This window comes from Pedobacter steynii (genome assembly GCF_900103665.1).
Taxonomy (GTDB): Bacteria; Bacteroidota; Bacteroidia; order Sphingobacteriales; family Sphingobacteriaceae; genus Pedobacter; species Pedobacter steynii.
On record NZ_FNGY01000002.1, the window covers coordinates 180,883 to 204,209 of the forward strand.

The window sequence follows — 23,327 nt, forward strand, 5'->3', positions numbered from 1 at the left end:
GGCGGATGCTTACTTAGCCGCCGCCTGTAATGCCCTTTGTAGAAAACCCTGCTGTTTCAGCTTTTCCTCTACCTCGGTAATGGCTTTGAGCAGGTTGTTTTCTGTATCCGTGATCTCTTCAAAGACGCTGACCATTAACTGCCATACCGGTTGCATCCTGACAATCAGTTCTTCGCCTTTGGTACTCAGCTGTATCAGGCGTTTCCTCTCATCATTTTTATCTTTTTTAGAGCGGATCAGCTTTTGCTTTTCCAGTTCTTTGAGCAGGCTGATGGTGGAGGGATGCGTATATCCGATTTCCGAAGCAAGATCTACCACACCTAAAATACCTTTGTGGTGAAGCGTATAGATAATAGCAAACCATTTGGGTTCAAAGTCTATGTCGTAACTCTTATAAATCAATGCCCCATCCTTCCTGAACTGATCGCTCAATCTAAGGAGCCTTGTAGAGATGGCAAGAATACCAGATTCATCAATAACACTCATTATTTAATGGTTAGGTGATAAAAAACATTATCCGCATTCATTAATGGGAATAATTTTGGAAGTGCAGATTTATCAATTTGCTCAAATCCGTTTCTTTCATAAAAGCGCATGGCCGCTTGTAATACAGAAACCGTTCCAAGATACAGGTGTTGGATGTCCTTGTCTTTACAATATTCAATGAGCGTTTCCAACAGACGTTGCGCCAGGCCCAGCTCTTTTCCTCTGAAGTCTTTCTTTACAAACATTTTTCTGATCGCAGCCGAACTATGATCGAACTTTAATAAGGCAATGGTACCGGCAAGTTCTTCATTCACCTTTGCGCCCCAGAAGCCACCGCCGGTCTTATAGTAAGCATTTTCTATGTCCAGTAAATCGGGTTGATCAGTTAAAGTAATGGGAACGTTAAACTCTATTTGCTGAATGGGCAGAATGATGTCGATCACTGCTGCCGAGGATTCATTTTTGATGGGTACGATCAGAACTTCCATTTGTCAATTTTTTTATGGTTAATCAAAACTACGTAGTTGACTACGTATATCCAAGCTAATTTTGTTTTTTTACTTATCTTTGTTGAAATGTCGGGTGTAAGGGAACATATGGTAACAAATGAAGGGAAAGAAAATATAGATGCCATTTCCTGTTTCGGCTATTGTAAAGATTGCGGGGAAATACACGAGTTACCATCGGAACTCGCTATTCCTCATTGTCTTGAGTTGATGGCCCAGCTTGGGGAACACCGGAGGATAGATTTTGATGTTGCACTGGAAGATGCTGATCCGCGTTTGTCTACAGATGGATTGTATACTGCGATGAGGGGAAGGATGTTTGGCATCCTGGTCTGCCAGGATGCAGAAGGGAAAGAAGTGATCCTCCGTGCTTTTTCTTCCCGGCACAATGGGGTCTGGAATGTTTCCGGATGGGTTCCTCCATTGGTAGATGAACATCGCTTTGTAGCCGAAGTAGCGCTTGGAAATCTCGACATTCATCCTCTGACAGATCTGATTGCTACCTTGCCAAAAGAATCCAAAGAATGGTATTTGAAGATCGCCGAAAGAAGAATCGTTTCTCATGGCATCCTCGCGAAACTCAATGCCCTTTATGAAATTCACAATTTCAGGAACGAAAAACGCTCATTGGAAGCTGCTTTTTACCTCGAAAAAGGAATTCCTGTCGGAACCGGCGATTGCTGTGCACCAAAATTATTGAATTATGCAGCAATCCACCATTTAAAACCCATCAGCATGGCTGAGTTTTTCTGGGGAAAGGAAACCGCCTCCGGACACCGCAAAGAAGGAGCTTTTTATGCCTCTTGTGCCGAAAAGTGTCAACCACTGCTCGGTTTCATGCTCTGTGGTGTAAACAATCTGATACACTAGGCGCACACCGAACGATAATTAATATCTTGTTTTAGCGTTCTTGTAAATTATGTTTAACTTTGAGTTTCCTAAGCTAGACGCCCATAGGGTTTAGAGAAATTTTATAGGTCCATTTTCTTATCAATGAAAAACAAGCAACGTTCTTTTCTCCTTATATCGGTAATCATACTTTTGTTTATTGCTTTTCTGTTTCGTAATTCCGTGGTTCAGCGATCAGAACAACGGGTATTGCTGTCAAGCCTTAAAGAGTTAGAAGGAAACAGCCGCCAGATCTCCAAACTGGATACCATTACCATGAGTCTGCAAACCGCAGAGAACAATTTCAGAATGTACACCACTTTGTGGGATACCGTATACTTTAAAAAATATACCAAAGAAGTGCTTTTGATCTCTGGTTTACTGCAAGACCTGACCGTGGAAGACAGCAGCGATATCTCTGGTCATATTGTCGGCGACCTGAAGAGCAAGAAAGGACAAATGAGGCTTTACGGCGAAATCAAGAAGCTGACCGACTCCCTGAACAATGTCAACGTTGAACTGGAATTGCTCAAAATCACCGGAGATGTACCAAAGTTAAGACCTACTCCTAAGGCTACCTTGAAAAAAACAACCAAGGTGGAACAACTGAAAGCCTCTCCGGAAGTAAAAAAAGAAAAGTTCTTTAAGCGCTTGAAAAACGCCATCCTGAATAAAGAAGAACATAAAGATTCGGTTAAAACACTCAAAACAGAAGTGACCTATGAACAGGGTCCCTCCAACGTAGATGAATATAATAAAAAGCAGTTAGAGCGGATTGAGCGTTTCTATGCCAATCTATATGAGGACTTAAAAAATAACCGCAAAAAGCTAAGCCAGAAGGAAGAGGCTATTTTGAAGCTCAATGAAAGAATATTTCAAAGCATAAAACAGTTGTTCCAGGAATACAGAAATGAAGAGAACATCAATTCTGAAGCAAAAAAAGCCTCTTTGAAAGACCGGGCAAACAGCTCCGTTCAGGCCATTGGCAGATCAGGACAGATCAATTTTGGAATTAGTATATTGTCTTACCTCGCCATCATTCTGTTGATGTGGAAGCTCTATAATGCCTATGATAAGACGGTCAAGGCAAACCAGCTGGCTGCAGAGCAGGTGGTCATCAAATCGAGGTTCTTTACCAGCATCAGCCATGAAATGAGAACGCCTTTAAATGCGATAATAGGGGTGTCAGAACAGTTGAAGTCTACGCCGCTAAACGAAGATCAGCGCTCCATGTCTAAACTGCTGGACAACTCTTCTTCCATGTTATTGTCGGCGGTAAATGAAGTGCTGGATTTTTCAAGATTGGAAACAGGAAAGTTATCCCTGGCAAAAACATCGTTCCGCTACAAAAGGATTCTGAAAGAAATCGCGGAAACTGCAAGAGTTCTGGCAGATCAGAAAGGCTTAATTCTGGAATTGGTACAGGGGGCAGCTCCCGACCTTTTACTGGATGGCGATCCTTACCGGTTGAAACAAATCGTCATGAACCTGACGGCCAACGCCATCAAATTTACGGATAAAGGAAAAGTGAGTATCCATGTGAGTGTGAAGAAGGCAGATGACAAACAGGCTACTTTATTAATTAAAGTAATAGATACGGGAATAGGCATTTCAAATGAGAACCTTCCTTTGATCTTCAATGAATTTTCGCAGGTCATCAATTCTAAACGCAGCGACTGGCAAAAGGGCTCCGGATTGGGCTTACCGATCAGTAAGAAACTTGTGGAATTGCATAGAGGAAAGATCTCGGTAGAAAGCAGTCTGGGTAAGGGCTCTACCTTTATCCTGGAAATTCCTTATGCCATTGCCCCGAAAGATACAGAGGACCGTGCAGGAGAGAAATCTCCGGTCATCAACAGCGACCGTTTCAAAAACCTTCACCTCCTCGTGGTAGACGATTCAGAAATGAATTTGCTGGTCATAAAAATGATCTTTAAGAAACTGGGAATTAGCTTTGATACTGCAAATGACGGACAGGAAGCGCTAACCTTCCTGGAGGATAAGCGCTACGATATGGTACTCACCGATATCCAGATGCCAGAAATGGATGGTATTGAACTGACCAGAAGAATCCGTGCGCTGGAGGATCCGGCCAAGGCACAGTTGCCGGTTATCGCCATCACCGGACAGATCACCAGTGAATCACATGACCGTTATATTTCTGCAGGGCTTAATGATTATATCATTAAACCGTTTACGGAAACAGAATTGATGGAGAAAATACTGGATTATATCAGTTAATTCTGTTTTTTTAAGCCTCCCGATCAGTAATTGTAAAATTACGCAAACGATTGAAATGCGGAATGCAATCGTTTGTGTACTGATCCACATTTTTTCATTCGCTGTTTTTGGTTATTATTTCACTAAAATTGTGATTGACGATAACAAAGAAGGTGATGAAAAATAAACTCCATGGGTTCCTGTTAATGGCTGCAGTACTATTTGTAAGCGCTCCGGTTTTGGCACAACTGAACATTATTCCACTTCCTGAAAAAGTAGAAGAGCGGGGAAGCCCGTTTGTGATCAGGGCACAAACTAAAATCTCTTTTGAAAAGGGCCTGAAGCCTCAGGCAGAATTGCTGGCTGCAGCATTATCTCCGGCTACAGGTTTTGACTTTATACTCGAAGAAGCGAAGACCGCAACCAAAGGAATTGTTTTGAGGACCGGAAACTCGGGTTCTGCCAATAAGGAAAGCTATCGTTTAAGTGTGAATAAAGACCTGATCCAGATCAACGGTCAGAGCAGTGCCGGTGTTTTTTATGGCATCCAGACGCTTTTGCAGATGCTGCCCGTAGAAATCTATAATAAACAACGCCAGAAATCTATGAACTGGCAGGTTAAAGGTGTTTTAATCGAAGATGCCCCGCTTTATCCCTGGAGGGGAATGATGCTGGATGTGTCCCGTTATTTTTTCGGAAAGGATTATGTATTGAGGTTCATCGATATGATGGCCATGTATAAAATGAATACCCTGCACCTGCACCTGACCGATGATGCAGGATGGCGTATGGAAATTAAAAAATATCCAAAGCTGACTTCAATAGGAGCCTGGAGAGGAGTGGGACCCGAAAGGACAGGAGGTTATTATACCCAGGAAGACATGAAGGAAATGGTGGCTTATGCGACATTAAGAAACGTAGACATCATTCCGGAAATTGAATTGCCGGCACATGCGCTGGCCTCTATCGCTGCTTACCCGTTTTTGGCTTGTACAGGAGAACAACACGAAGTTCCGGCTCAGCATTTCATCAGCAAAGACATCTATTGTGTGGGCAGAGAATCGACCTTTGATTTTTTAGCAGACGTATTTAAAGAAACGTTCGCCATATTCCCTTCTAAATATATTCATATAGGTGGTGATGAAGCGGTTTATGACCGCTGGAAAGAATGTCCGCATTGTCAGAAGAAAAAGAAAGAACTGGGATTGAAAACAGAAAAGGAATTGCAGGTATACTTTAACCAAAGGGTACAAACGATGGTTAAGAAATATGGAAAGACCATTGTTGGCTGGGATGAAATCATTGAAGATGGCTTAAAAGAGAAAGCAGTAGGAATGGTTTGGCACGATGAGAAAAAAGCATTTAAGGCTGCCGAAGCAGGACATTATTCGGTGATGTCGCTGACCGGATATTGCTATTTTGATGTTGCGGAAAGTAGTATTCCCGGAGAAATTAAAGCGGCCGGATGGCTTCCGCCAATTTCTTTGGAAAAGGTCTATCAATTGAACCCAATGCTGAAAGGTATGGACGAAAAATACCGCCCGCTGATCTTAGGTGCATCTGCGACCTTATGGTCGGACCAGTTTATCCATGGAACGATACTTCAGGAGCTTCCGCAGATTAATGAGGATCGTTCCGAAAAATATTTTGATTACCTGACGTTTCCAAGGATGTCGGCATTGGCAGAAGTATGCTGGACACCGGTAGCAAGACAAAGGTGGACTGCTTTTGAGCAGCGCCTGAGCACACATTACAACCGTTACGATCAGGCTGGTTATGGCTATCGTTTGCCTCAGCCTAAACTGATCAGTAATGAAAAAGGAGATCAGGGATATACCCTAAAGCTGGAAAATACCGTAAAGGGTGCAGAAATCAGGTATACAACCGATGGAACACTTCCAAATGTTCATTCTGCGGTATACAACGGAGCTGTAACAGTTGCCAAACTGAATGATTTTTATGCAATTACAGTGATGAACAGCAACCAGTACTCTCTTCCGCTATACTTCCCTGAGAAATATGAGAAGTTTAAGAAATACGGGGAATTTGTGGCAGACTGGAGCCCTTCAAAAGTAAAAGGAAAAGACTTCGCTGTTTTCGAAATGAACGGCTCCGGAAAGATCAGCGCAAACGGATCTTATACGCTTTCGTTCTGGTTTACCGAAGGAACATCGAGATTGGATATCCAGAGTGTGGAGATCTTTAAGAACGGGCAGAAGATCGCAGAAGATGTACATGAAGGATTTACCGGTGGAACAAAGAAAGACAATGAGTACAAGTTTCAGATCAGTAACTATGAAACCGGCGCCGCTTTCAGTATCAAAGCAAAAGTACGGGGAGACGTTAGTAACGACAGCAATGGTGTGGTCATGATCAGAAAAAATTAAGGGTGAAAAGAAATCAGTCTGTCTGATTTAAATAATTGATAACTTTAACTTTATGAAAATGTTAATGATCTCGGTAATGACGCTCTTCAGTGTCGTTACCGCAGAAGATACACTTGCTGGAAAACGGACAATGACTGCTGAATACTGGTCTTGGGATGGTGGTTATGAGATCGGATATATCAACAAATCAGGACAAAGATTTGCTGAAATCGGATCCTCAAAAGGAAAGTGCCAAACCGGCCGGGTTAAAAACACGAAGATCCAGATTTTGTTAAATAAAAAAGGAGAAGTGATTAAGCCTGTCAGGCCTTCCTCCTACAAATAAATTATCCATTGTATTTCTTTTTCTTATCTTCCTGAAGGATTTTACCTCATCAGCTGCATATTCATTGGCCCATAGTTCCAGCGCCGTCAGTGCAGGGCCCATCGCTCTTCCTTTTTCTGAAATCTGATAATGAACTTCAGATGCCCTTACTTTGTCAGCCTGCAGATGCGGAGGCGATCTATCAGGCAGGATTTACCAATGTACAGGTGATCGAAGAAAGCCTCATCTGGAATGAGATCGAAATCAGGCCGCACAGGCGGACAAGATGGTGTCGGAGAAATAGGGAAAATGATGGGTATTGTTTCCGGTTATGTGATCCGTCACGAGCAGGAAATGGTGTATATCGCCGGAGATACGATTTGGTGTGACGAAGTAAAAGCAGCCCTGGATCTTAAAAAATTTACGTCGTTCATCTAGGGGCGGTAAGCCATGCCAGCGAATCAAGGGCTTTTATAAAAGCTGCTTTTGCAGCACGAAGCCTGTCTGAAAGGTGCTTTGTCCCTGAGGATGGAGCCTTTCTGTTCTTGGATAAAAAAAACACCAGGATATCCTGATGCTTTTCCATTTTAACCGAAATAAGAGGGCTTTAACTTATTGCTTTACAAATTTGAATTTTTGTGAGTTCCCTGTACTGGCGGTCCATATTTGAATTTTGGTTCCTCCGGCAGTAAATCCCCCGTTTACATCCAATTGCGATAGCGGTGCACAGGCAGGAACAAGGCTGTAATAACCTGCTCCTACATCTTTGATCAGCCATTTTTGTCCATTTGTGCCTGCATCATTATAAAGCTGAATCTGTGTGCCATTGGTACTGACTCCCCCGGTAACATCCATTACTTTAGTCAGGGCATGCAGAGGTTGTAATTTATAATAGCCGCTGCCAATACTGGTTACTTTCCACTGCTGGTTCAGCGTACTGGGGCTGTTATTGCTCCAAAGTGCAACGAGTGTACCATTGGCGGTACCACTTCCGGAAACATCAACCAGACTGGTATTGTTTACTGCAGAGATGAGTTTATAAGTTGCGCCTGATTCAATGCCGGTATTGTCTTCACTTAAAGTACTTGGCTCTACGAGTGGCTGAGGCAGCCCTAAGCCTGCAATTTCAGTGTACACACTTTCGTTTACCTGAAAACCCCATTTCCGGAAGAAATTGGTCAGGTTACGGCCGGATACGCTACAGGATTTGAGCATAAAGTAGCGCATTTTTTCGGCGTCAGTGCTCACATTGGGCAGCTCAACCCGGGTGATTTTGTGCAGGTCTCTGTAAAAATTGTCGCCGAAAGCCATCCATAGCTGATGGAACATCGCCAGCCTTACCCAGGTGCCATTGGTCATAATGGTATTGCTGTTGAAATCTTTGGACGGACTGGTATTGGCCAGGTAAGTCGCAACAGCGGGCCATACATTGTCGCGTTTAAGCCTCGAGGGACTGACACCCATGGCACGTTCCACAGCCAGACTATATATATTCACGGTCACCTCACCCAGGGTACTCCATTTCCAGGCACCTTGCTGGTGCATGTGCCCCAGCTCATGCCATGGACCCCAGCCATCAACCGTGCCAATGGTAGCGGTAAATGCAGCAGGTGCTGCTGCGGTAACATAAGCCGTTCGGTACCAGGTGGCAAACATCCAGCCTGAACCATCGTTCTCGGTCATCAGCATGCGCTGATTGACATTTAGCTGATGTTGAGGTGCAGAACCATCCATTCCACTAAACGCATCTTCTACTTCCATCGTCTGATCGGCTTTGCTCAGCACATAATTGTTGTCCTGGGTTTGTGTATTTACCGCCCTTGTTCTGGAATATACCTGATAAACACGGTCTCCCATAAGTACGACATCAGGTGAACTGGTATAAGTAGATAGCTGATTGGCCCAGTCGGTAGGAGTGGTCTGATTTTTAATATACACCGGCACCCTTTGATGACCGCTTACAAAAGTGATCCTTGCACTGGATGAGGGGGTGCCTGAGGTGCCAAAACGAACCCAGATCAGGCCTCCATATTGATCGGCGGTGATGTTGTTCGTTCCAGTGGTTAAAGAAAACTCCTGGGGATTGTTTTTTACTTCATATCTGGAATATGTACCGATCAGGATCTTTGGTTTTGCCGTTCCGGTGAGTTGCTCCACGCTTACTTGCAAGGTTGCATTTGGTGCTAAATAAAAACCGGTTGCGTCGAAATCAGACCAGGGGGTGATGTTCAGGCGGGTGCCTTCAGCTGTACCTGATTTTAATTCATTAAAAACCTGAATGTTGGTTCCAATGGTCGTGTTGATATTGGGATTATTGCTGTTAGCCGCTGTTTTATCATGGGCAGTAACGTTTTGTTCGGGGAGTATTTTTTGCTGTTTGCATCCACTGGAAAGCACCATGCACACGATGATGGCACTGAGTAAGTTTAGAAATTTTAAGTTCATGTTGGTTGGGATTGATTAGGTTAGGTTTTAATGGTTAATAGGTTGCCCTTATTTCATACTTCTGGTTTAAATGGTCATTTTAAGGTCTTTACTCATTTCTGAGTTTTTAGGTATAGCATGGTTAATGCTAATAAAATGTACAAATAATGTGCTTAAACATTTGGGTAAAGCTCAGCGCAAACGTTTGCATGATCGATTGATCATCAGTTAGATACGAATGGGAAGAGAAATCAGAAAAGTAACAGGAATGATGGAATTGGGCTTCATCAGTCATGATCTGGCTACAAAAACAAACGTTTCTGATAAATGTTTTTGTAGTCTTTTGAATTTGCTTTTTGGCAGAATATCAGGTGTTTACAATGGGATTTGGACTGCGGATTACGCAAACGTTTGTGTAGCCGAAATTACAAAGCTGATTACAGCTTTACCTGCCGGATGATATTTTTAACATTCAACTCAATAATGTCTGTCATGGTCTTACATTCCAGGTAATTCGGATCTGCGAAATGTTCCGCCATGCCTATTTTCAAAGTGTTTGTATTTTCTACAGTCGTTAAGACATCCGCGTTAGATACATCTCTTAAATCAGCCAGCCGGTGTCTTTCACTCCGTACACGATGTAGTATTGACGATTTTTCTTCCTGCTGATATTGCAGGAAGGTCTTATCCGTAAGTTCTTCCATACACAGCTTTACATAAGGGTAATTCTCCTTGAAAAACTGAGGTAAATATACTTTTACGTTTCCCTCGTAAAACTGCTGATCAAAATCAATAGCCCTGATCTTGAATTGAATATCATCGAAATCAGGTGTGATCTGTACCACAAAATTGTAAGCCCTCATATCGCCAAGTAACATCACCAGGCAACGTTCGTTAAATTTCACAAACTCTTTGGCAATGCGGGTCTGGTTATATTCCGGGTTATACAGATACGTTTTCGCAAAAACATCACCAGGTATTCCGGCAATATGCTCTTCAATCAGTGTTTCCCGGTCTACCAAATAATTAACCTGGTTGGGAGAGAGGATCTCTTCCATCTCGAGTCCGTAAATTCTGGAAGCATCCGCTTTTTTAACATAAAAATAGTCGTACACATCATTTAAGCGGTTTACAATCCTAATCCGGAAAGGATGGGTATTCCCAAAAGTGCAATATTCAATCTTATCGATGTACTTATGCTGAACGATGCGCAGGTTTCCGGACGCCTTTAGATTGGCATAAATCACCTTTAAACCATTGTGCAGGTTTTCCAGCTGATCGGAAGGATATATTGGCCCTTCCCAGAGCGTGTCTTTTCCATTTTTATCCATAATGGGATAAGACTCATTAAACATCAGCAAATCATTATAAGTGATCGGAAGTTTGGAATCCCGCTGGTAGCTTTTCAGGTATTTCTGTAAAGCAGCGGAGACCGGGAACACCGGTTTCTTACGGGATATTTTTACGTCTGTAGGTTCCATTGTCAGATTTTGTAATTCAATGTAGTATTTTCTTTAGTTAATTTCTCTATAACTGCCTGATATTATCCGAATCCCTGATGCTGGTTCCTGGTGCCGGTTCCTGATTTTTATCCTGTAAAACGTATTTAAGGGTTGTCTTTTGGTAATAGTTAGATTTATCTAACATTAATATTTTGAAAGTCTAACTATATAATTAGATTTGTAGAATAATCAAACAACCAAAATGCCAACCAGACCATTTATTTTATGTACTTCCATCTTTGTCAGCGCAATGATGATGGTGTCCTGTGAAAAGATCTTACCACCTGCACCCGCAGATGATCAATTACTGGATGGGCCTGTGGCAGGCCTGAATTATGAACAAAGTCAAAGGTTTCTATTGGGAGACGTTGCTTTTAATGATGAGATTTTTACTCCGGAAAAGGGCCTTGGCCCTGCTTTTGTGGCCACGAGTTGTGGCAGCTGTCATGCGGGTGATGGAAAAGGACACCCTTTTACTACGCTTACCCGTTTTGGGCAGACAGATGAATCTGGCAATAAATTTTTAGAACAAGGAGGCCCGCAACTGCAAAACAGAGCGATACCAGGTTTTATGCCCGAACAGGTTCCCCAGGGGGCTACCTTTTCCAGGTTTACGCCTCCGGCAAATACAGGTTTGGGCTTTCTTGAATTGGTTGCAGACGAGGACCTTTTGGCAATGTCTGATCCTGATGACCTCAATAATGATGGCATCTCCGGGGTTCCGAATTATGCAATTTTGCCCGCTTATGTCATTCCTTTTGGCCATGCAATTCCAAAAAATGGAAAATATATTCATCGTTTCGGTAAAAAGGCAGCGGCTTATAACCTGCTCCATCAAACGGTTAATGCTTACAATCAGGATATCGGAATTACTTCCAGTTTTGACCCCGTTGATGCCTATAGCCGGCTGGTTATTGATCCGGAAATCTCCACGCAAACGGTAAACAATGTGGTGTTTTATTTGCAGACACTTAAAGCCCCGATACCACGCAATCCGAATGATGCGGCAATACAAAAAGGACGGCTCATCTTTGATCAGATCAATTGCGCAGGCTGCCATCGGCCGGATTTAAAAACAGGATTTTCGACAGTTGAAGCATTGTCACACCAGGTTTTTCATCCCTATACCGATTTGTTATTACACGATATGGGAACCGGTTTAGACGATGGTTATACAGAGGGCTCCGCCAAGACCTTTGAATGGCGAACTCCGCCATTATGGGGCCTGGGGCTTTCTCCAAACTCACAAGGCGGAACTTACCATCTGATGCACGATGGGAGGGCCAAAAGTATTGAGGAGGCGATATTGCTCCATGGCGGAGAAGCCAGTCGTGCTAAAGATGAATTCGTTAAACTTTCGGATGCAGATAAAAAGGCCATTCTTAAGTTCTTAAAATCACTGTAACAATGGAAAGAAAAGACTTTATAAAAACCTGTGGCTTCGCCTGCCTGGGTGGAATTGGGATGGCTACATTTTTGGAGAGCTGCAGTACTATAAAAACAGGTTCAGGAACCATTCTTGGGAGTGATCTTGTGGTTCCCTTAACTGATTTTGAAACCAGTGGCGGAGGAAAGAAATATTTTAAAAAGTATATCATTCTGAACCAGGAACAATTAAAATATCCGATTTGTGTCTATCGGTTTGACGAGCATAATTATACCGCATTATGGATGGCCTGTACACACCAGGGCGCAGAATTACAGGTATTTGGAGATAAACTGCAATGTCCTGCACATGGAAGCGAATTTAACAATAAAGGATTGATGCAAAATGGGCCTGCGGATACCAATTTGCGAACTTTTCCGGTTATCATCGAACAAAATCAAATCAAAATCTCCCTTAAAGCAGTATGAAAAAGATATTTACCCTCGGCGTAATCGTCCTGGCATCAGTCCATCTGGCAAATGCCCAGATTGATCCGCTGCTTTTAAAGATTAAAGCTGCAGATACGAGCAAACAAGCACTGAATATGGATGCGATCTATGGCAGGCCCTTCACCGCGGTCGGGAAATTGCCGGTAGCGGTAGGAGGTTATATGGAAGCAAACTGGCAATACCTGGGGAAAGACGGTGTGTCTGAAGGCCATCAGTTTCAATTCAGGCGCATGACCTTATTTGTCGCCTCTACAATTGGTAAAAAGATCAAGTTCCTGTCGGAAATTGAATTTGAACCGGCAGAAAAAGAAATTGCTGTGGAGTTCGCCGCATTGGATTTTGAGCTCCATCCGCTATTGAACCTGAGGGGAGGGATGATTGTGAACCCGATCGGGGCATTTAACCAGAATCATGATGGTCCGAAATGGGAATTCACAGACCGCCCGATCGCCATGACACAAATGTTGCCCGCGACATGGAGTAATGCCGGATTTGGGATCTATGGGAAGTACTACCAGAAGGACTGGATGTTTGGTTATGAATTGTATGCTTCCAGTGGTTTTGACAATTCAATTATCGCAAATAAAGAGAACAAAACCTTTCTGCCGGCAGCGAAGGCTAACGCAGAACGTTTTGAAGAGATTGCAAGTGGCGAACCCCTGATCACAGGGAAAATTGCCGTCAGACATCAGAAAATTGGAGAAATAGGACTGTCTTATATGGGCGGAATCTACAATAAATGGAAGGACGATGGAATCGTCATAGACGATAAAAGAGGCTTAAGGGTTTTCGCCATAGATTTTAATACCACCATCCCGATGCTGAATACGTTCATTACCGGAGAATGGGCCTGGATAAATGTCGATGTCCCAAAAACCTATACACAGCAGTTTGGTTCAAAACAACAAGGCGGTTTTGTAGATATTGTTCAACCTGTTTTAAAAAGAAATATCCTGGGCTGGCAAAATGCAACTTTAAACCTGGCCTGCCGTTTGGAATATGTAGATTGGAACAGGGGTAAATTTATAGAAACAGGCGGGAATATTGCAGATGAACTCTGGAGTGTGATGCCGGGAATCAGTTTCAGGCCAAAATCACAAACCGTGTTGAGACTGAATTACCGGACTCAGGGGCAAAAAGACCTTCTGGGCAACCCTTCAGCAAGAAGTGCTGCCCTGCAATTTGGAATATCTACCTATTTCTAATTGTTGTTCAGCATTTTGGTAATGTTCCTGGTAAACCTGCGCAGCAGGGAGCTTTCCTCCGTAATAATTTCAACTTCTGCCTGCATGCCATTTTTCAGCACGATTTTATGCTCAGGATCTTTATTCTCAAACTGGTCGAAAGCGATCTTGGCAATAAATACGCTATCCTTAAAAGCTACGTCTGAGATGTAATTGACATTGCCACGGATGAGCCCGTACTGCTCAAAAGGAAAGCTTCGCATTTTTACCAGTGTCCTTTGGCCGACTTTTATCTTACCCATATTATCCTGTGGAATATAGACCTCGCCAAAGAAGTTTGTGTTCGCAGGATTGATGACAAACAGCTCCTGGTTTGCATTCATCGTCTGGTTCTCCTGTACGATCCCGGCATAGCTCACAAGTCCTGCTACAGGGGCGCTCAGCACATATAACTTGAGCCAGGCATCGGTTTCCGTCACCATATTGCTCAGCGATTGTATGAATTTTGCTTTTTCTTCCTGAATGGTATGGTCAACGTCCATGATCTCCTTTTGCTTGGCGGCATAGGAGGTGTTGTTGTTGATGAGCGAGGTAACGGTCTGTTCCAATGGATATTTACCTGCCAGGTATTTGTTTTCCTGTTGTTTAAATTCGTTCATGGAAATCACCCCTTTTTGATGCAACTTTTTATAAGCTTCAAACTCCTGCTCTATATTGGCGTACTCTTTATCCTGGATTTTTTTCTGAACAATAATCTGGTTCTTTAACTTCTCAATTTCCAAAAGGTCCTGTTGCAGGTATTTTTTTCGGTTCAGATAATAACCACCGTTTTGTGTGGAGATGAACTGCAGATATTGCTGATAAAAATTCTGATAGGCAGCCTGTAATTCCCCAAGGTGTAAGTTTTCCAGAACCACTACTTTTGCAAGGCCCGTTTTGTTCAATTGATCGGCAATTTCCTTTAAGGCCTCATGTAATTTAAGGACGTCCTGATGACTGGCGGTACTTTCCATAAAAGCCAGTGGGTCATTTTGTTTAACCTGAGTACCCTCCTTCACCAAAAGTGATACGATCTTTCCAGTTTGTTTCACATATACAATCTTCGGGGCATTCAGTGAATTGACTTTTAAGCGGGTTTTAACCACATCAGGATATTGTATAAATGCCGATGCGAGGACAATAGAAAATAAGATCAGAAAGATTGCCGTACTTCCTCTCCGCAAAATCCAGGAAGGTACAGCAGTGATAATTTCCTGAACTTCTTCACTATTGATTTCGTATCCCGCAATTGCTTCCTCTTCTGGTTCTTCAATATTTTTTGTAGCCATGTTGTTTAATCTATTACAAAGACGGTATTAAGCGCCCAGTTCCAATTGGTTTCTTACGAGTTCATAGTATTCGCCTTTATTGTTGGTCAGCTCCTGATGGGTTCCCTGTTCGATGATGCAGCCTTTGTCTAGCACGATGATGTTGTCTGCATTTCTAACCGTACTCAGGCGGTGGGCAACTACGACTACTGTTCGGCCCTTAAAAAAGTTTTCCAGGTTCTCCATGATCGTCTTTTCATTGTTGGCATCCAGGGCATTGGTGGCTTCATCAAAAAAGATGTATTCCGGATTTTTATATACTGCACGCGCAATCAGCATGCGTTGTCGCTGCCCCTGACTAATGCCATTCCCTGCAGCGCCGATTTTAGTGTTTAGGCCTAGCGGAAGCTCCTCTATAAAATCACTGATATTTGCCATTTTTATCGCATGAAGTAATTTCGGCATATCAGGATATTCATCACCAACGGCGATATTTCTGGCAATGGTGTCCGAAAAAATAAAGCCATCCTGCATCACAATTCCACATTTGCCCCTCCAGTACCGGTAACCAATTTGATTTAAATAGGTACTGCCTACTTTAATATCACCCTTTTGGGGTTCATAAAACCTGAGCAGCAGTTTTAAAATGGTGGTCTTGCCGCTGCCGCTCATTCCAACAATAGCCGTGGTTTTTCCTTCCGGAATGCTCAGCGAAATGTCTTGTAAAACAGGTTCATTTCCTGCCCCGGGATAGCTGAACGTTAAGTTTTGGAAAGAAACGGTTTTATTCAAAGGCAGTTCGCTCATGAAAGATTTGTCCAGTGGCTCTTCATCCTGCAGTTCATGGATCTCATTTAAGCGTTCCAAACTGATCTTTGCATCCTGCAATTGTTGTAAGAAACCTAACAATTGCTCAATCGGACTGTTCAGCTGCCCAACGATATACTGAATGGCCATCATGGCACCAAGCGTAAGCTGTCCGTCAATCACTGCTTTGGTCACAATGAAAGTAATCAGAATATTCTTGCCCTCGTTGATGAAGAAGGTTCCAATCTGTTGATATTGGCCCAATGCAAGGCTCTTTACGCTAAATTTGAACAAAGAAGCCTGAATTCTTTCCCATTCCCATCTTTTTTGCTGTTCACAATTGTTCAGTTTAATTTCCTGCATTCCGCTGATGAGCTGGACAATGTTACTTTGGTTTTTGGAGGAAATGTCAAAGCGCTTAAAATCAAGTTCCCTTCTTTTTTTAAGGAAAAATACCACCCAGAGGGTGTATACGATGCTGCTCACCAAAAATATGATAAAGATGGTGGTGTTGTAATACATCAGCACAAAGGCAAATACGACGAGGTTGAAAAGTGAGAAAATGGTGCTTAATGAGGATCCTGTAAGGAAACTCTGAATCCTCCCCTGATCACTCATCCGCTGCATGATATCGCCTGTCATCTTCGTATCAAAGAAACTCATCGGGAGTTTCATGATCTTAATCAGAAAATCCGTCAGAATGGAAATATTGATCCTTGTACTGATGTGCAGTAAAATCCAGGAACGGATAAAATCAATGCTCAGCCTACCTAGAAAGAGCATGGTCTGTGCAATCACAATGATGTAAACGAAGTTCAGGTTCCTCGAATTTATTCCGATATCAACGAGTGATTGTGTTAAAAAAGGTAAGATCAACTGCAAGATACTACCTACGCCCAATCCTACAAATAACTGGAAGATCAGCTTTTTATACTTGACTAAATAACTGAGCAGATAAGTTAAACTTAATCCCTTATCCGGATCACCGCCCTGAGCGTAAAAATCCGGGGCCGGAGAAAGCATCAGGAGCACACCTTCTCCCTGTCCATCATTCTGTGTGCTGATCCAATGTCTTTTTAATTCCTGTTCAGTATAAGCAATGAGCCCTTTTGCGGGATCTGCAATTAAATAGTTCTTTCCTTTTAAATTGAGTTTTGAAGGAATTTTATACAATACTACAAAGTGGTTCTGGCTCCAGTGTAAGATGCATGGCATCTCCACTTCCAGCAGCATATCCATGCCAATCCGGACACCGGTAGTCCGGAAGCCAATTTTTTCGGCAGCTTCACTGATGCCCAAAAGCGAAACACCCTCTCTATTGATTCCTGAAATTTCACGCAGGCGCTGCAAACTATAGTTGCGCCCGTAGTGTTTGGCGATCATACGTAAACAGGTTGGACCACAGTCCATCTGGTCCGGTTGTTTATAAAATGGAAACTTTTTCAAGAGCTACGGCATTTATGATGTTTAAAATCTTTAGGATAGTCTGCAGTGAACTATCGCAGGCCATCCTATCCTTGGTGTTTTAAATATATATAAATTAATATGATCGCAGCAAATAATATTCCCGTTGCTGCAAATTAAATTACGGTATTGAAAAATAAAATTAATCTATGTAAAATGCATCCGTTCTGTTTTGAAGGCGTTGAAGGTTTTAAATGATTTGCAGTTCCTGCTGATAACAAGCGATGTATTTTGCCAGATGTAAGCCATCACAAAGGGAATGGTGTACATGGATGGAAAGCGGTAATAAAACCTGCTCATGCTCGAAAGTCAGCTTTCCGAAAGCGATTTTTGGGATGCAGTCCTTTACTGATGTCGATTGTACGTGTTGCATACTGGAGAATTTTATCCCGGGAAGAACGGTATAATGAATGAGGCTGTTTAATTCAGGTCGTATGTGCAAGCCCTTTTCTGCTTTTACTGCGGCAATAGCAATTTTAGTTTGCTTCATAAACTGCGTGAAATCCTCATGGTAGTCGAAATAGGCAAAGCCAAAGGTTTCATCATTCCTCAGGACGGTGACCGATCCTGAAATTTGCTGGTATTCGAACACCTGATCCTGCTCCATCCGATATTTAAGCTCATTGATTTGCTGAACCGCTTTAAGGGATTTATAGAGGTAAAATAAGAAGAAAGGAATGTGATACGCTTTGCAATAATGATACGCTTCCGTACAATTCAGATCTGTCGTGATTCCATAAAACGGCTGTTCAAACTGCTTAAAGAAATAATAATGGTCTTTTCTTTTCCAGGTTGTAATATCTATTATAGATTTGTTCATGTCTTTCATCTGCGCAAATTGCAAGATCAGCGGATTTTATAATATGCAGGAAAGGATTTAAAATTGACCGAAACGGATTATGTATCAAATCGAAGGAAAAGAATTCGCTACATTGATGAAAAGGGAGTTTGTTGCCGGGTTTCAAGCTGAGGAAACATCGGTAACTTTAAAGGATAGGTTCGAATGTCAGACAAAAAGTCTTCGTAATGAACATTTTGATATTTTGCATTTTTATGCGGATTTTAAGAAGACGGTCAGAGTTAACAGAATGGAGGATACGACGCATGTCAGTTTTCATTTTGAGCTTTCGGGCAGATCGGATGCCTCGATTACAGGATTTAAAGAAGTGTTGTCTATGGAAAAAGGCCATTTTAATGTAATGAATTGTATCGATCCTGTAAGTACCTTTACTTTTCCTGAGCAACAGAAATACGAATATATATGCCTGGGACTGAAACCAACATTCTTCAGACAAATACTTGCGGAATGCGGGCCCGGTTTTCAGGAGATTTTTGACCGAAGCGCAAGAGCAGAATCTTTTTCCTTATTTAGTCAGAGCAAAAGGATGGACCATTGGCAAAATACGACGCTTGGTCTGATCAGCGCTCCGCCGGTTGCGGATGCTTTAAAAGCAAGCTATATCATTTCGAAAGTAAAAGAACTTGTGCTGTTGACGCTAAACCATGATCCGCAAAACAATAAGGATAAAACGGATGACATTTCAAGTGCAGATACAGAACGGCTGATGAGTTGTAAAGCCTATCTGTCTGAAAACTTTCTACATCAGTTGACCCTGGAAGAGATTAGCAGGAACTTTATGTTAAATGAGTTCAAGCTAAAAAGAGGCTTTAAAAAATTATTTGGAACAACGGTTTTCGGCTATATCCAGCAGCTTAGGTTAAATCATGCACAAACACTGCTCCTTAGTGGAGGCTTTACTGTTGGAGAGGTTGCCGCGGTGATCGGCTATGCTTCAGATTCTGCATTTATACGGGCATTCAGGCAGTGTTATGGTTATTCTCCGGGAAAGTACCAGCTGGTTTTTTAAAAGAGAAAACCGATCAGAGCGACCGGCTTTCTCTTTATGGAGTTAATACTAAAAAGTACACGCGATTTTGCCATATACATAGCGGCCGCTAAAGCCAAACTGACTGATCGCCCTTGGGAATAAAAACCTTCCGTTAGAGGTATTGTCTAGGCCACCTGAATAGTTGCTCGTAGAAACGCCACTCAAATTGTTTTCATTATTGCGGGGATCGATGTATAATTTATCAGGGTATACATCAAATATATTGTTGGCACCCACAGTTAGCGTCAATGCCTTACTTGGCGCGTAACTTACCGAGAAATCGGTTACCCATTTTGGTGCGAAGGTTTGATCGAGTTGTACTGGTAAGCCATTGGCCGGAACGTTTGGATCTACTGCATTTAAAAAGGTCACCTCTCCAAAACGAACGGTCCGCGCTACAAAGCTTAATTTGTCTACGGTGTAATTGGCGGTGATGTTCAATTTGTTTTTAGGAACAGAGCTTTCAAAACGGGAACGTTCCAAACGGTCAAATAACTTGGCTTTCAAGGTTGGATCGCTTTCTATTTTGGCAGAACCCTGAACGCTTCTTACAATCGTTTTGTTCAGGTTTCCGGCTATGCTCAGTAACAAACTGCTGGAAGTGCCTAAGGTAAACCTGTTGGTCAGTACGACATCTAAACCAGCCGTATTTGTTTTGATGGCATTGGTGAAAAACTGAACGCTATTTACCTGTGCATTTGGATCTACCGTATTTAAGATCTGATTTACCACACCTGTTGGGATGAGCACGCCTCCGGCGCCACGTTCCCGGGCATATTGACTGGAGAAAACGATGCGGTCATCAATGTCAATGTTGTAAGCATCAATGGTAAACGTAAATGTTTTGGCAATTCTTCCTGCCAGACCTAAACTTCCTGACCTGGAAATCTCAGGTTTTAAGGAACCTACACCAAACTGAGCAACAATGGGGTTGTCGTTGTTTACCGTTAGCACCTGAGTAGGATTTCCGGCAACAAATTGCGTACTCTCATTATTGAAAAAGCGCTGGTGTAAAGAAGGGGCCCTGAAGCCGGTAGCATAAGCACCACGGAGGGAAATATCCCCGAATAGTTTTATTCTGCCGGCAAATTTATAGGAGAAATTGGAACCGAAATCGCTGTAATTTTCGTAGCGTCCGGCCGCTTCCAGCATGACCCTTGATCCGAATTCAGCTTCTAAATCGAGGTAAGCACTGGTGTTGTGCCTGGATTTATCAAGGGCATTCGCAGGCTTGAAACCCGGAAATACCTGTGCTCCAGCTGCTGTAAATGAAGATCCTACCATTCGGCCTGGAATGTTCTTTGAAGGTTGGCCATAAGAATAAGACAGCTCTTCTCCAGGTTTAATCTGGTAATTGTCTATCCTGAACTCCCCTCCGAAAGCGGTATTTAATGAAGTTAGAAAACCACCATCGAAGCTGTATTTCTTGTCCAGGTCTAAATTGGTTGTGTTTTGTCTGAAAAACAATTTACCTGCATAAAATGAGGTTGGACTTGTGCCTGTTGGGAGAGAAGCATTGATCGTATTGTTGATGTCGAATGCAATGTTGTTTTCTCCACTGGTATTGCTCAGGTCATAATTCCAGCCGCCAAGTTTGCCTTTCAGTCCGGCAGAAAAGGAGAGGTCATTGATTTTTGTATCAATAAGGGGAAGGAATCCGTTAGGGTAGATACTTAAATCAATCTGAGTAGTTTGTGTTGGCAAGCGGAAGAAACCTGCGGCACTTCCTGTTTTATGGGTATAGCCACCTGCGAAATAAAGTTCGGCAGCGTCAGAGAAATTGTATTGTCCATTCAAAAAGAAACCGCCGTTTTTGGAATCTGAATTCCCTACACGCATGTTATTTCTGTCCAGCCCGTTTGCTGCTGCCCTGGCATCATCTGCTGCTTTCAGGCTGGCAAACCTGGCTTGAAAAGCGGCTTCAGTTTCTGTTGGACCTTTGGTTGGCGATGCAGAATACAATAAAGGGCGGGTATCTAAACCGCCACGGTTGGTAAACCCGCGTTGCAAATACTGTCCCGCGAAATTGACAAAACCTCTGTCGTTCTTAAAGGCCCATCCCTTGCTGAAATCTACCTGAAAGGTACGGCCATCATTAAATTCACGGCCTAAAGCTTTGGTGTCAGACTGTCCAAAGGAAGTAGAGAAACTATATGGAGTGATTTTTTTTAAGACCACATTGATGACTCCGGCGATGGCGTCAGAACCATACTGTGCGGCTGCACCATCACGTAAAACCTCGATGCGCTCAATAGCAGCAACAGGGATGGAGTTCATATCTGTACCTACGGTACCACGGCCAAAAGTACCGTTAATGTTCACCAGGGCAGTGGTGTGTCTGCGCTTGCCATTGACCAGTACCAGGACCTGATCCGGGCCCAGGCCGCGTAGAGAGGCCGGGTCAATATGATCGGTTCCATCTGCCACTGTTTGTCTGTTGGAGTTAAAAGAAGGGGCAACATAATTTAATATTTGTGTAATGTCTACCTGGGCAAAGGTGCGGACATCTTTACTGGTAATTAAATCTACGGGAACTAAACTTTGAATATTCGTTCTCGGGACCGAGGATCTGGAGCCGACTACAATCACATCCAGCAATAATTGCTTGGCATCCCGAAGTATGAAATCCTGTGTTTTTACCGTATTGTCAATTTGGACTTCAGTTTCTGAAGTTTCATATCCCGTAAAAGAGACCTTGATCCTATAGGCCCCGGCTGCAGGGAATTTTAAGGCATACTGTCCGTTGCCATCTGTTGAAGTGCCGATTTTAGCACCGATTACCTGGACAGTTGCCCCTGGAATCACAGAGCCGGTAGAATCGGTGACTTTTCCTTTTAAACCCTGGGCAAATAGTTGTCCGGAGGCGAGGAGAAAGAAGATCAGAAAAGTGGTGGTTTGTAAAATTTTTTTCATAAGGTTGTAGGTTTATATAGCAATATAACAAAAAAATTACACGAAAAATATAGTGATGTGTATTTAGCCAAATGATGTTTTATGAAATGGCTTAATTTTTATTGAAAAGCAGACTTTTGTTTGATTTTCGCTCTTTATTTCCCTGTGATTTCCTGATCATATCCTTTAACTTTCAGTTGAACAACTTTTGATCTTAGATAGGGGGTTGATTGATCCTCGATTGATTCCCAAGGTCTATGAAAGGTTTATTACAGGCGAATGGTGGTTGTCAGGAAGGTAATCGCAATTTAATCACATTTGCAAATGATTTCGTATATTCAGTAAAATAATTTTTATTAACGAATTAAAAATCAAGAAAATGGGAAAATTAGTAGGTGGTCCGTTTGGAATGCTCCATGGACGGGTCGGAAATCTGGTAGCATATGTGCTCAATGGAGAGAATGTTATGAGGCAGATCGGGAGAAGCGAAAAACCCTTAACTAAGGCAAGGAAAGTGAACTGTGAAAAAATGACGGTGGTGAACCGTTTTTTAAACCCGGCACTTCCTTTTATCAGGTTGGGCTTTCGGTTTGAGGCGGCAGGGACAAATAGAAATGCCTATAATGAGGCCGTTTCTTATAATAAAATGAATGCCCTACAGGGAGAGTATCCAAACATCAGTATGGATTACAGTAAAGTATTGGTCAGCAAAGGGAGTCTTCCGGTTGCGAAACAACCTCAGATTGAAAGAACTGAGCAAGGAATCCTGTTTACCTGGGATACCTCAAATATACCAACCGAACAAAATTATGATCGTGCAATGTTATTGGTTTCTTATCCGGAAATGGGTGAAATGAGTTATCTGCCAAGTGGATCAATGCGTATTGAAGGAAAAGACCTGGTTCCTGTTGATTGGGCTCATAGGAATGCACGTATGGAAACTTATATTTCCTTTATCAATCCTGAAGGCACAAAAGTCTCAGATAGCGTATATGTAGGCTCGATCGCAGCGGCTGAACAGCAACCCCTGAAAATTGAAACTGAAAATCAGCAGGGTATCGATACTGCTATTTCTAAAGTCCCGGGAAATCGGGTCGAACCCATAATTCCAAACCTAAAGATTAAACAGGAAAGAAGCAGGCTTTGGTTTCTGGAAGCGTTAAAGAACAGAACGGCCCCTTCATGAGTTTTT

General features: G+C 42.6%; 19 protein-coding genes. 11 read left to right on the forward strand and 8 right to left on the reverse strand.

The window, feature by feature from the left end; translation table 11 throughout:
- Positions 1-9: 9 nt before the first annotated feature.
- On the reverse strand, positions 10-486 hold the full coding sequence (locus tag BLQ87_RS05125; RefSeq protein ID WP_074605085.1) for a MarR family winged helix-turn-helix transcriptional regulator: 477 nt from the start codon (positions 484-486) through the stop codon (positions 10-12).
- Complete coding sequence (locus tag BLQ87_RS05130; RefSeq protein WP_074605086.1) at positions 486-974, reverse strand: GNAT family N-acetyltransferase; 489 nt, start codon at positions 972-974, stop codon at positions 486-488. The genes BLQ87_RS05125 and BLQ87_RS05130 overlap by 1 nt, the downstream gene beginning before the upstream one ends.
- An 87-nt stretch (positions 975-1,061) precedes the next feature.
- Here BLQ87_RS05130 and BLQ87_RS05135 point away from each other — a divergent pair, with 87 nt between their 5' ends.
- The 5 genes from BLQ87_RS05135 (at position 1,062) to BLQ87_RS05155 (ending at position 7,229) form a co-directional block, all read left to right on the forward strand.
- The gene (locus BLQ87_RS05135; RefSeq protein ID WP_083361690.1) at positions 1,062-1,862 is read left to right on the forward strand and encodes a hypothetical protein; all 801 of its coding nucleotides are present in this window, start codon (positions 1,062-1,064) and stop codon (positions 1,860-1,862) included.
- A 123-nt stretch (positions 1,863-1,985) separates the two neighbouring features.
- The gene (locus BLQ87_RS05140; RefSeq protein ID WP_074605087.1) at positions 1,986-4,121 is read left to right on the forward strand and encodes an ATP-binding protein; all 2,136 of its coding nucleotides are present in this window, start codon (positions 1,986-1,988) and stop codon (positions 4,119-4,121) included.
- Between the two features lie 155 nt (positions 4,122-4,276).
- Positions 4,277-6,487, forward strand: a complete 2,211-nt coding sequence (locus tag BLQ87_RS05145) for a beta-N-acetylhexosaminidase (RefSeq protein ID WP_074605088.1) — start codon at positions 4,277-4,279, stop codon at positions 6,485-6,487.
- A 52-nt stretch (positions 6,488-6,539) separates the two neighbouring features.
- Positions 6,540-6,812, forward strand: a complete 273-nt coding sequence (locus BLQ87_RS05150) for a hypothetical protein (protein ID WP_074605089.1) — start codon at positions 6,540-6,542, stop codon at positions 6,810-6,812.
- 231 nt (positions 6,813-7,043) lie between these two features.
- Positions 7,044-7,229 carry an MBL fold metallo-hydrolase gene (locus BLQ87_RS05155; RefSeq protein WP_074605090.1) on the forward strand — a complete coding sequence of 62 codons (186 nt, stop codon included), beginning with the start codon at positions 7,044-7,046 and terminating at the stop codon, positions 7,227-7,229.
- Between the two features lie 174 nt (positions 7,230-7,403).
- Here BLQ87_RS05155 and BLQ87_RS05160 read toward each other — a convergent pair whose 3' ends face one another.
- On the reverse strand, positions 7,404-9,236 hold the full coding sequence (locus tag BLQ87_RS05160; RefSeq protein WP_074605091.1) for a M60 family metallopeptidase: 1,833 nt from the start codon (positions 9,234-9,236) through the stop codon (positions 7,404-7,406).
- Positions 9,237-9,453: 217 nt separating this feature from the next.
- Between BLQ87_RS05160 and BLQ87_RS05165 the strand changes: the two genes are divergently transcribed.
- Positions 9,454-9,675, forward strand: a complete 222-nt coding sequence (locus tag BLQ87_RS05165; RefSeq protein WP_074605092.1) for a hypothetical protein — start codon at positions 9,454-9,456, stop codon at positions 9,673-9,675.
- On the opposite strand, the gene BLQ87_RS05170 is transcribed toward BLQ87_RS05165, so the two are convergent.
- Complete coding sequence (locus tag BLQ87_RS05170) at positions 9,653-10,696, reverse strand: hypothetical protein (RefSeq protein WP_074605093.1); 1,044 nt, start codon at positions 10,694-10,696, stop codon at positions 9,653-9,655. The two genes, BLQ87_RS05165 and BLQ87_RS05170, sit on opposite strands and share 23 nt — an antisense overlap.
- A gap of 223 nt (positions 10,697-10,919) precedes the next feature.
- On the opposite strand from BLQ87_RS05170, the gene BLQ87_RS05175 reads away from it, so the two are divergent.
- From BLQ87_RS05175 to BLQ87_RS05185, 3 genes are read left to right on the forward strand one after another with little or no spacing between them, the layout of a single operon-like run.
- Positions 10,920-12,122 carry a di-heme oxidoredictase family protein gene (locus tag BLQ87_RS05175; protein WP_083361691.1) on the forward strand — a complete coding sequence of 401 codons (1,203 nt, stop codon included), beginning with the start codon at positions 10,920-10,922 and terminating at the stop codon, positions 12,120-12,122.
- A gap of 2 nt (positions 12,123-12,124) precedes the next feature.
- On the forward strand, positions 12,125-12,571 hold the full coding sequence (locus tag BLQ87_RS05180; RefSeq protein WP_074605094.1) for a Rieske 2Fe-2S domain-containing protein: 447 nt from the start codon (positions 12,125-12,127) through the stop codon (positions 12,569-12,571).
- Positions 12,568-13,797 carry a hypothetical protein gene (locus BLQ87_RS05185; protein WP_074605095.1) on the forward strand — a complete coding sequence of 410 codons (1,230 nt, stop codon included), beginning with the start codon at positions 12,568-12,570 and terminating at the stop codon, positions 13,795-13,797. Before BLQ87_RS05180 ends, BLQ87_RS05185 begins: the two co-directional genes overlap by 4 nt.
- Here the strand turns inward: BLQ87_RS05185 and BLQ87_RS05190 are convergent.
- The 3 genes from BLQ87_RS05190 to BLQ87_RS05200 form a co-directional block, all read right to left on the reverse strand.
- Positions 13,794-15,104: a beta-barrel domain-containing protein gene (locus tag BLQ87_RS05190; RefSeq protein ID WP_074605096.1), complete on the reverse strand. Its 1,311-nt coding sequence runs from the start codon at positions 15,102-15,104 to the stop codon at positions 13,794-13,796. The two genes, BLQ87_RS05185 and BLQ87_RS05190, sit on opposite strands and share 4 nt — an antisense overlap.
- 27 nt (positions 15,105-15,131) lie before the next feature.
- On the reverse strand, positions 15,132-17,336 hold the full coding sequence (locus BLQ87_RS05195; protein ID WP_074605097.1) for a peptidase domain-containing ABC transporter: 2,205 nt from the start codon (positions 17,334-17,336) through the stop codon (positions 15,132-15,134).
- A gap of 208 nt (positions 17,337-17,544) precedes the next feature.
- Entirely contained in the window at positions 17,545-18,174 is a 630-nt protein-coding gene (locus BLQ87_RS05200; RefSeq protein WP_074605621.1) for a chloramphenicol acetyltransferase, read from the reverse strand.
- Positions 18,175-18,253: 79 nt separating this feature from the next.
- Between BLQ87_RS05200 and BLQ87_RS05205 the strand changes: the two genes are divergently transcribed.
- Complete coding sequence (locus BLQ87_RS05205; protein ID WP_074605098.1) at positions 18,254-19,222, forward strand: helix-turn-helix transcriptional regulator; 969 nt, start codon at positions 18,254-18,256, stop codon at positions 19,220-19,222.
- A 48-nt stretch (positions 19,223-19,270) separates the two neighbouring features.
- On the opposite strand, the gene BLQ87_RS05210 is transcribed toward BLQ87_RS05205, so the two are convergent.
- On the reverse strand, positions 19,271-22,156 hold the full coding sequence (locus tag BLQ87_RS05210) for a TonB-dependent receptor (protein ID WP_074605099.1): 2,886 nt from the start codon (positions 22,154-22,156) through the stop codon (positions 19,271-19,273).
- Positions 22,157-22,514: 358 nt separating this feature from the next.
- On the opposite strand from BLQ87_RS05210, the gene BLQ87_RS05215 reads away from it, so the two are divergent.
- The gene (locus tag BLQ87_RS05215) at positions 22,515-23,321 is read left to right on the forward strand and encodes a DUF6266 family protein (RefSeq protein WP_074605100.1); all 807 of its coding nucleotides are present in this window, start codon (positions 22,515-22,517) and stop codon (positions 23,319-23,321) included.
- Positions 23,322-23,327: the final 6 nt, after the last annotated feature.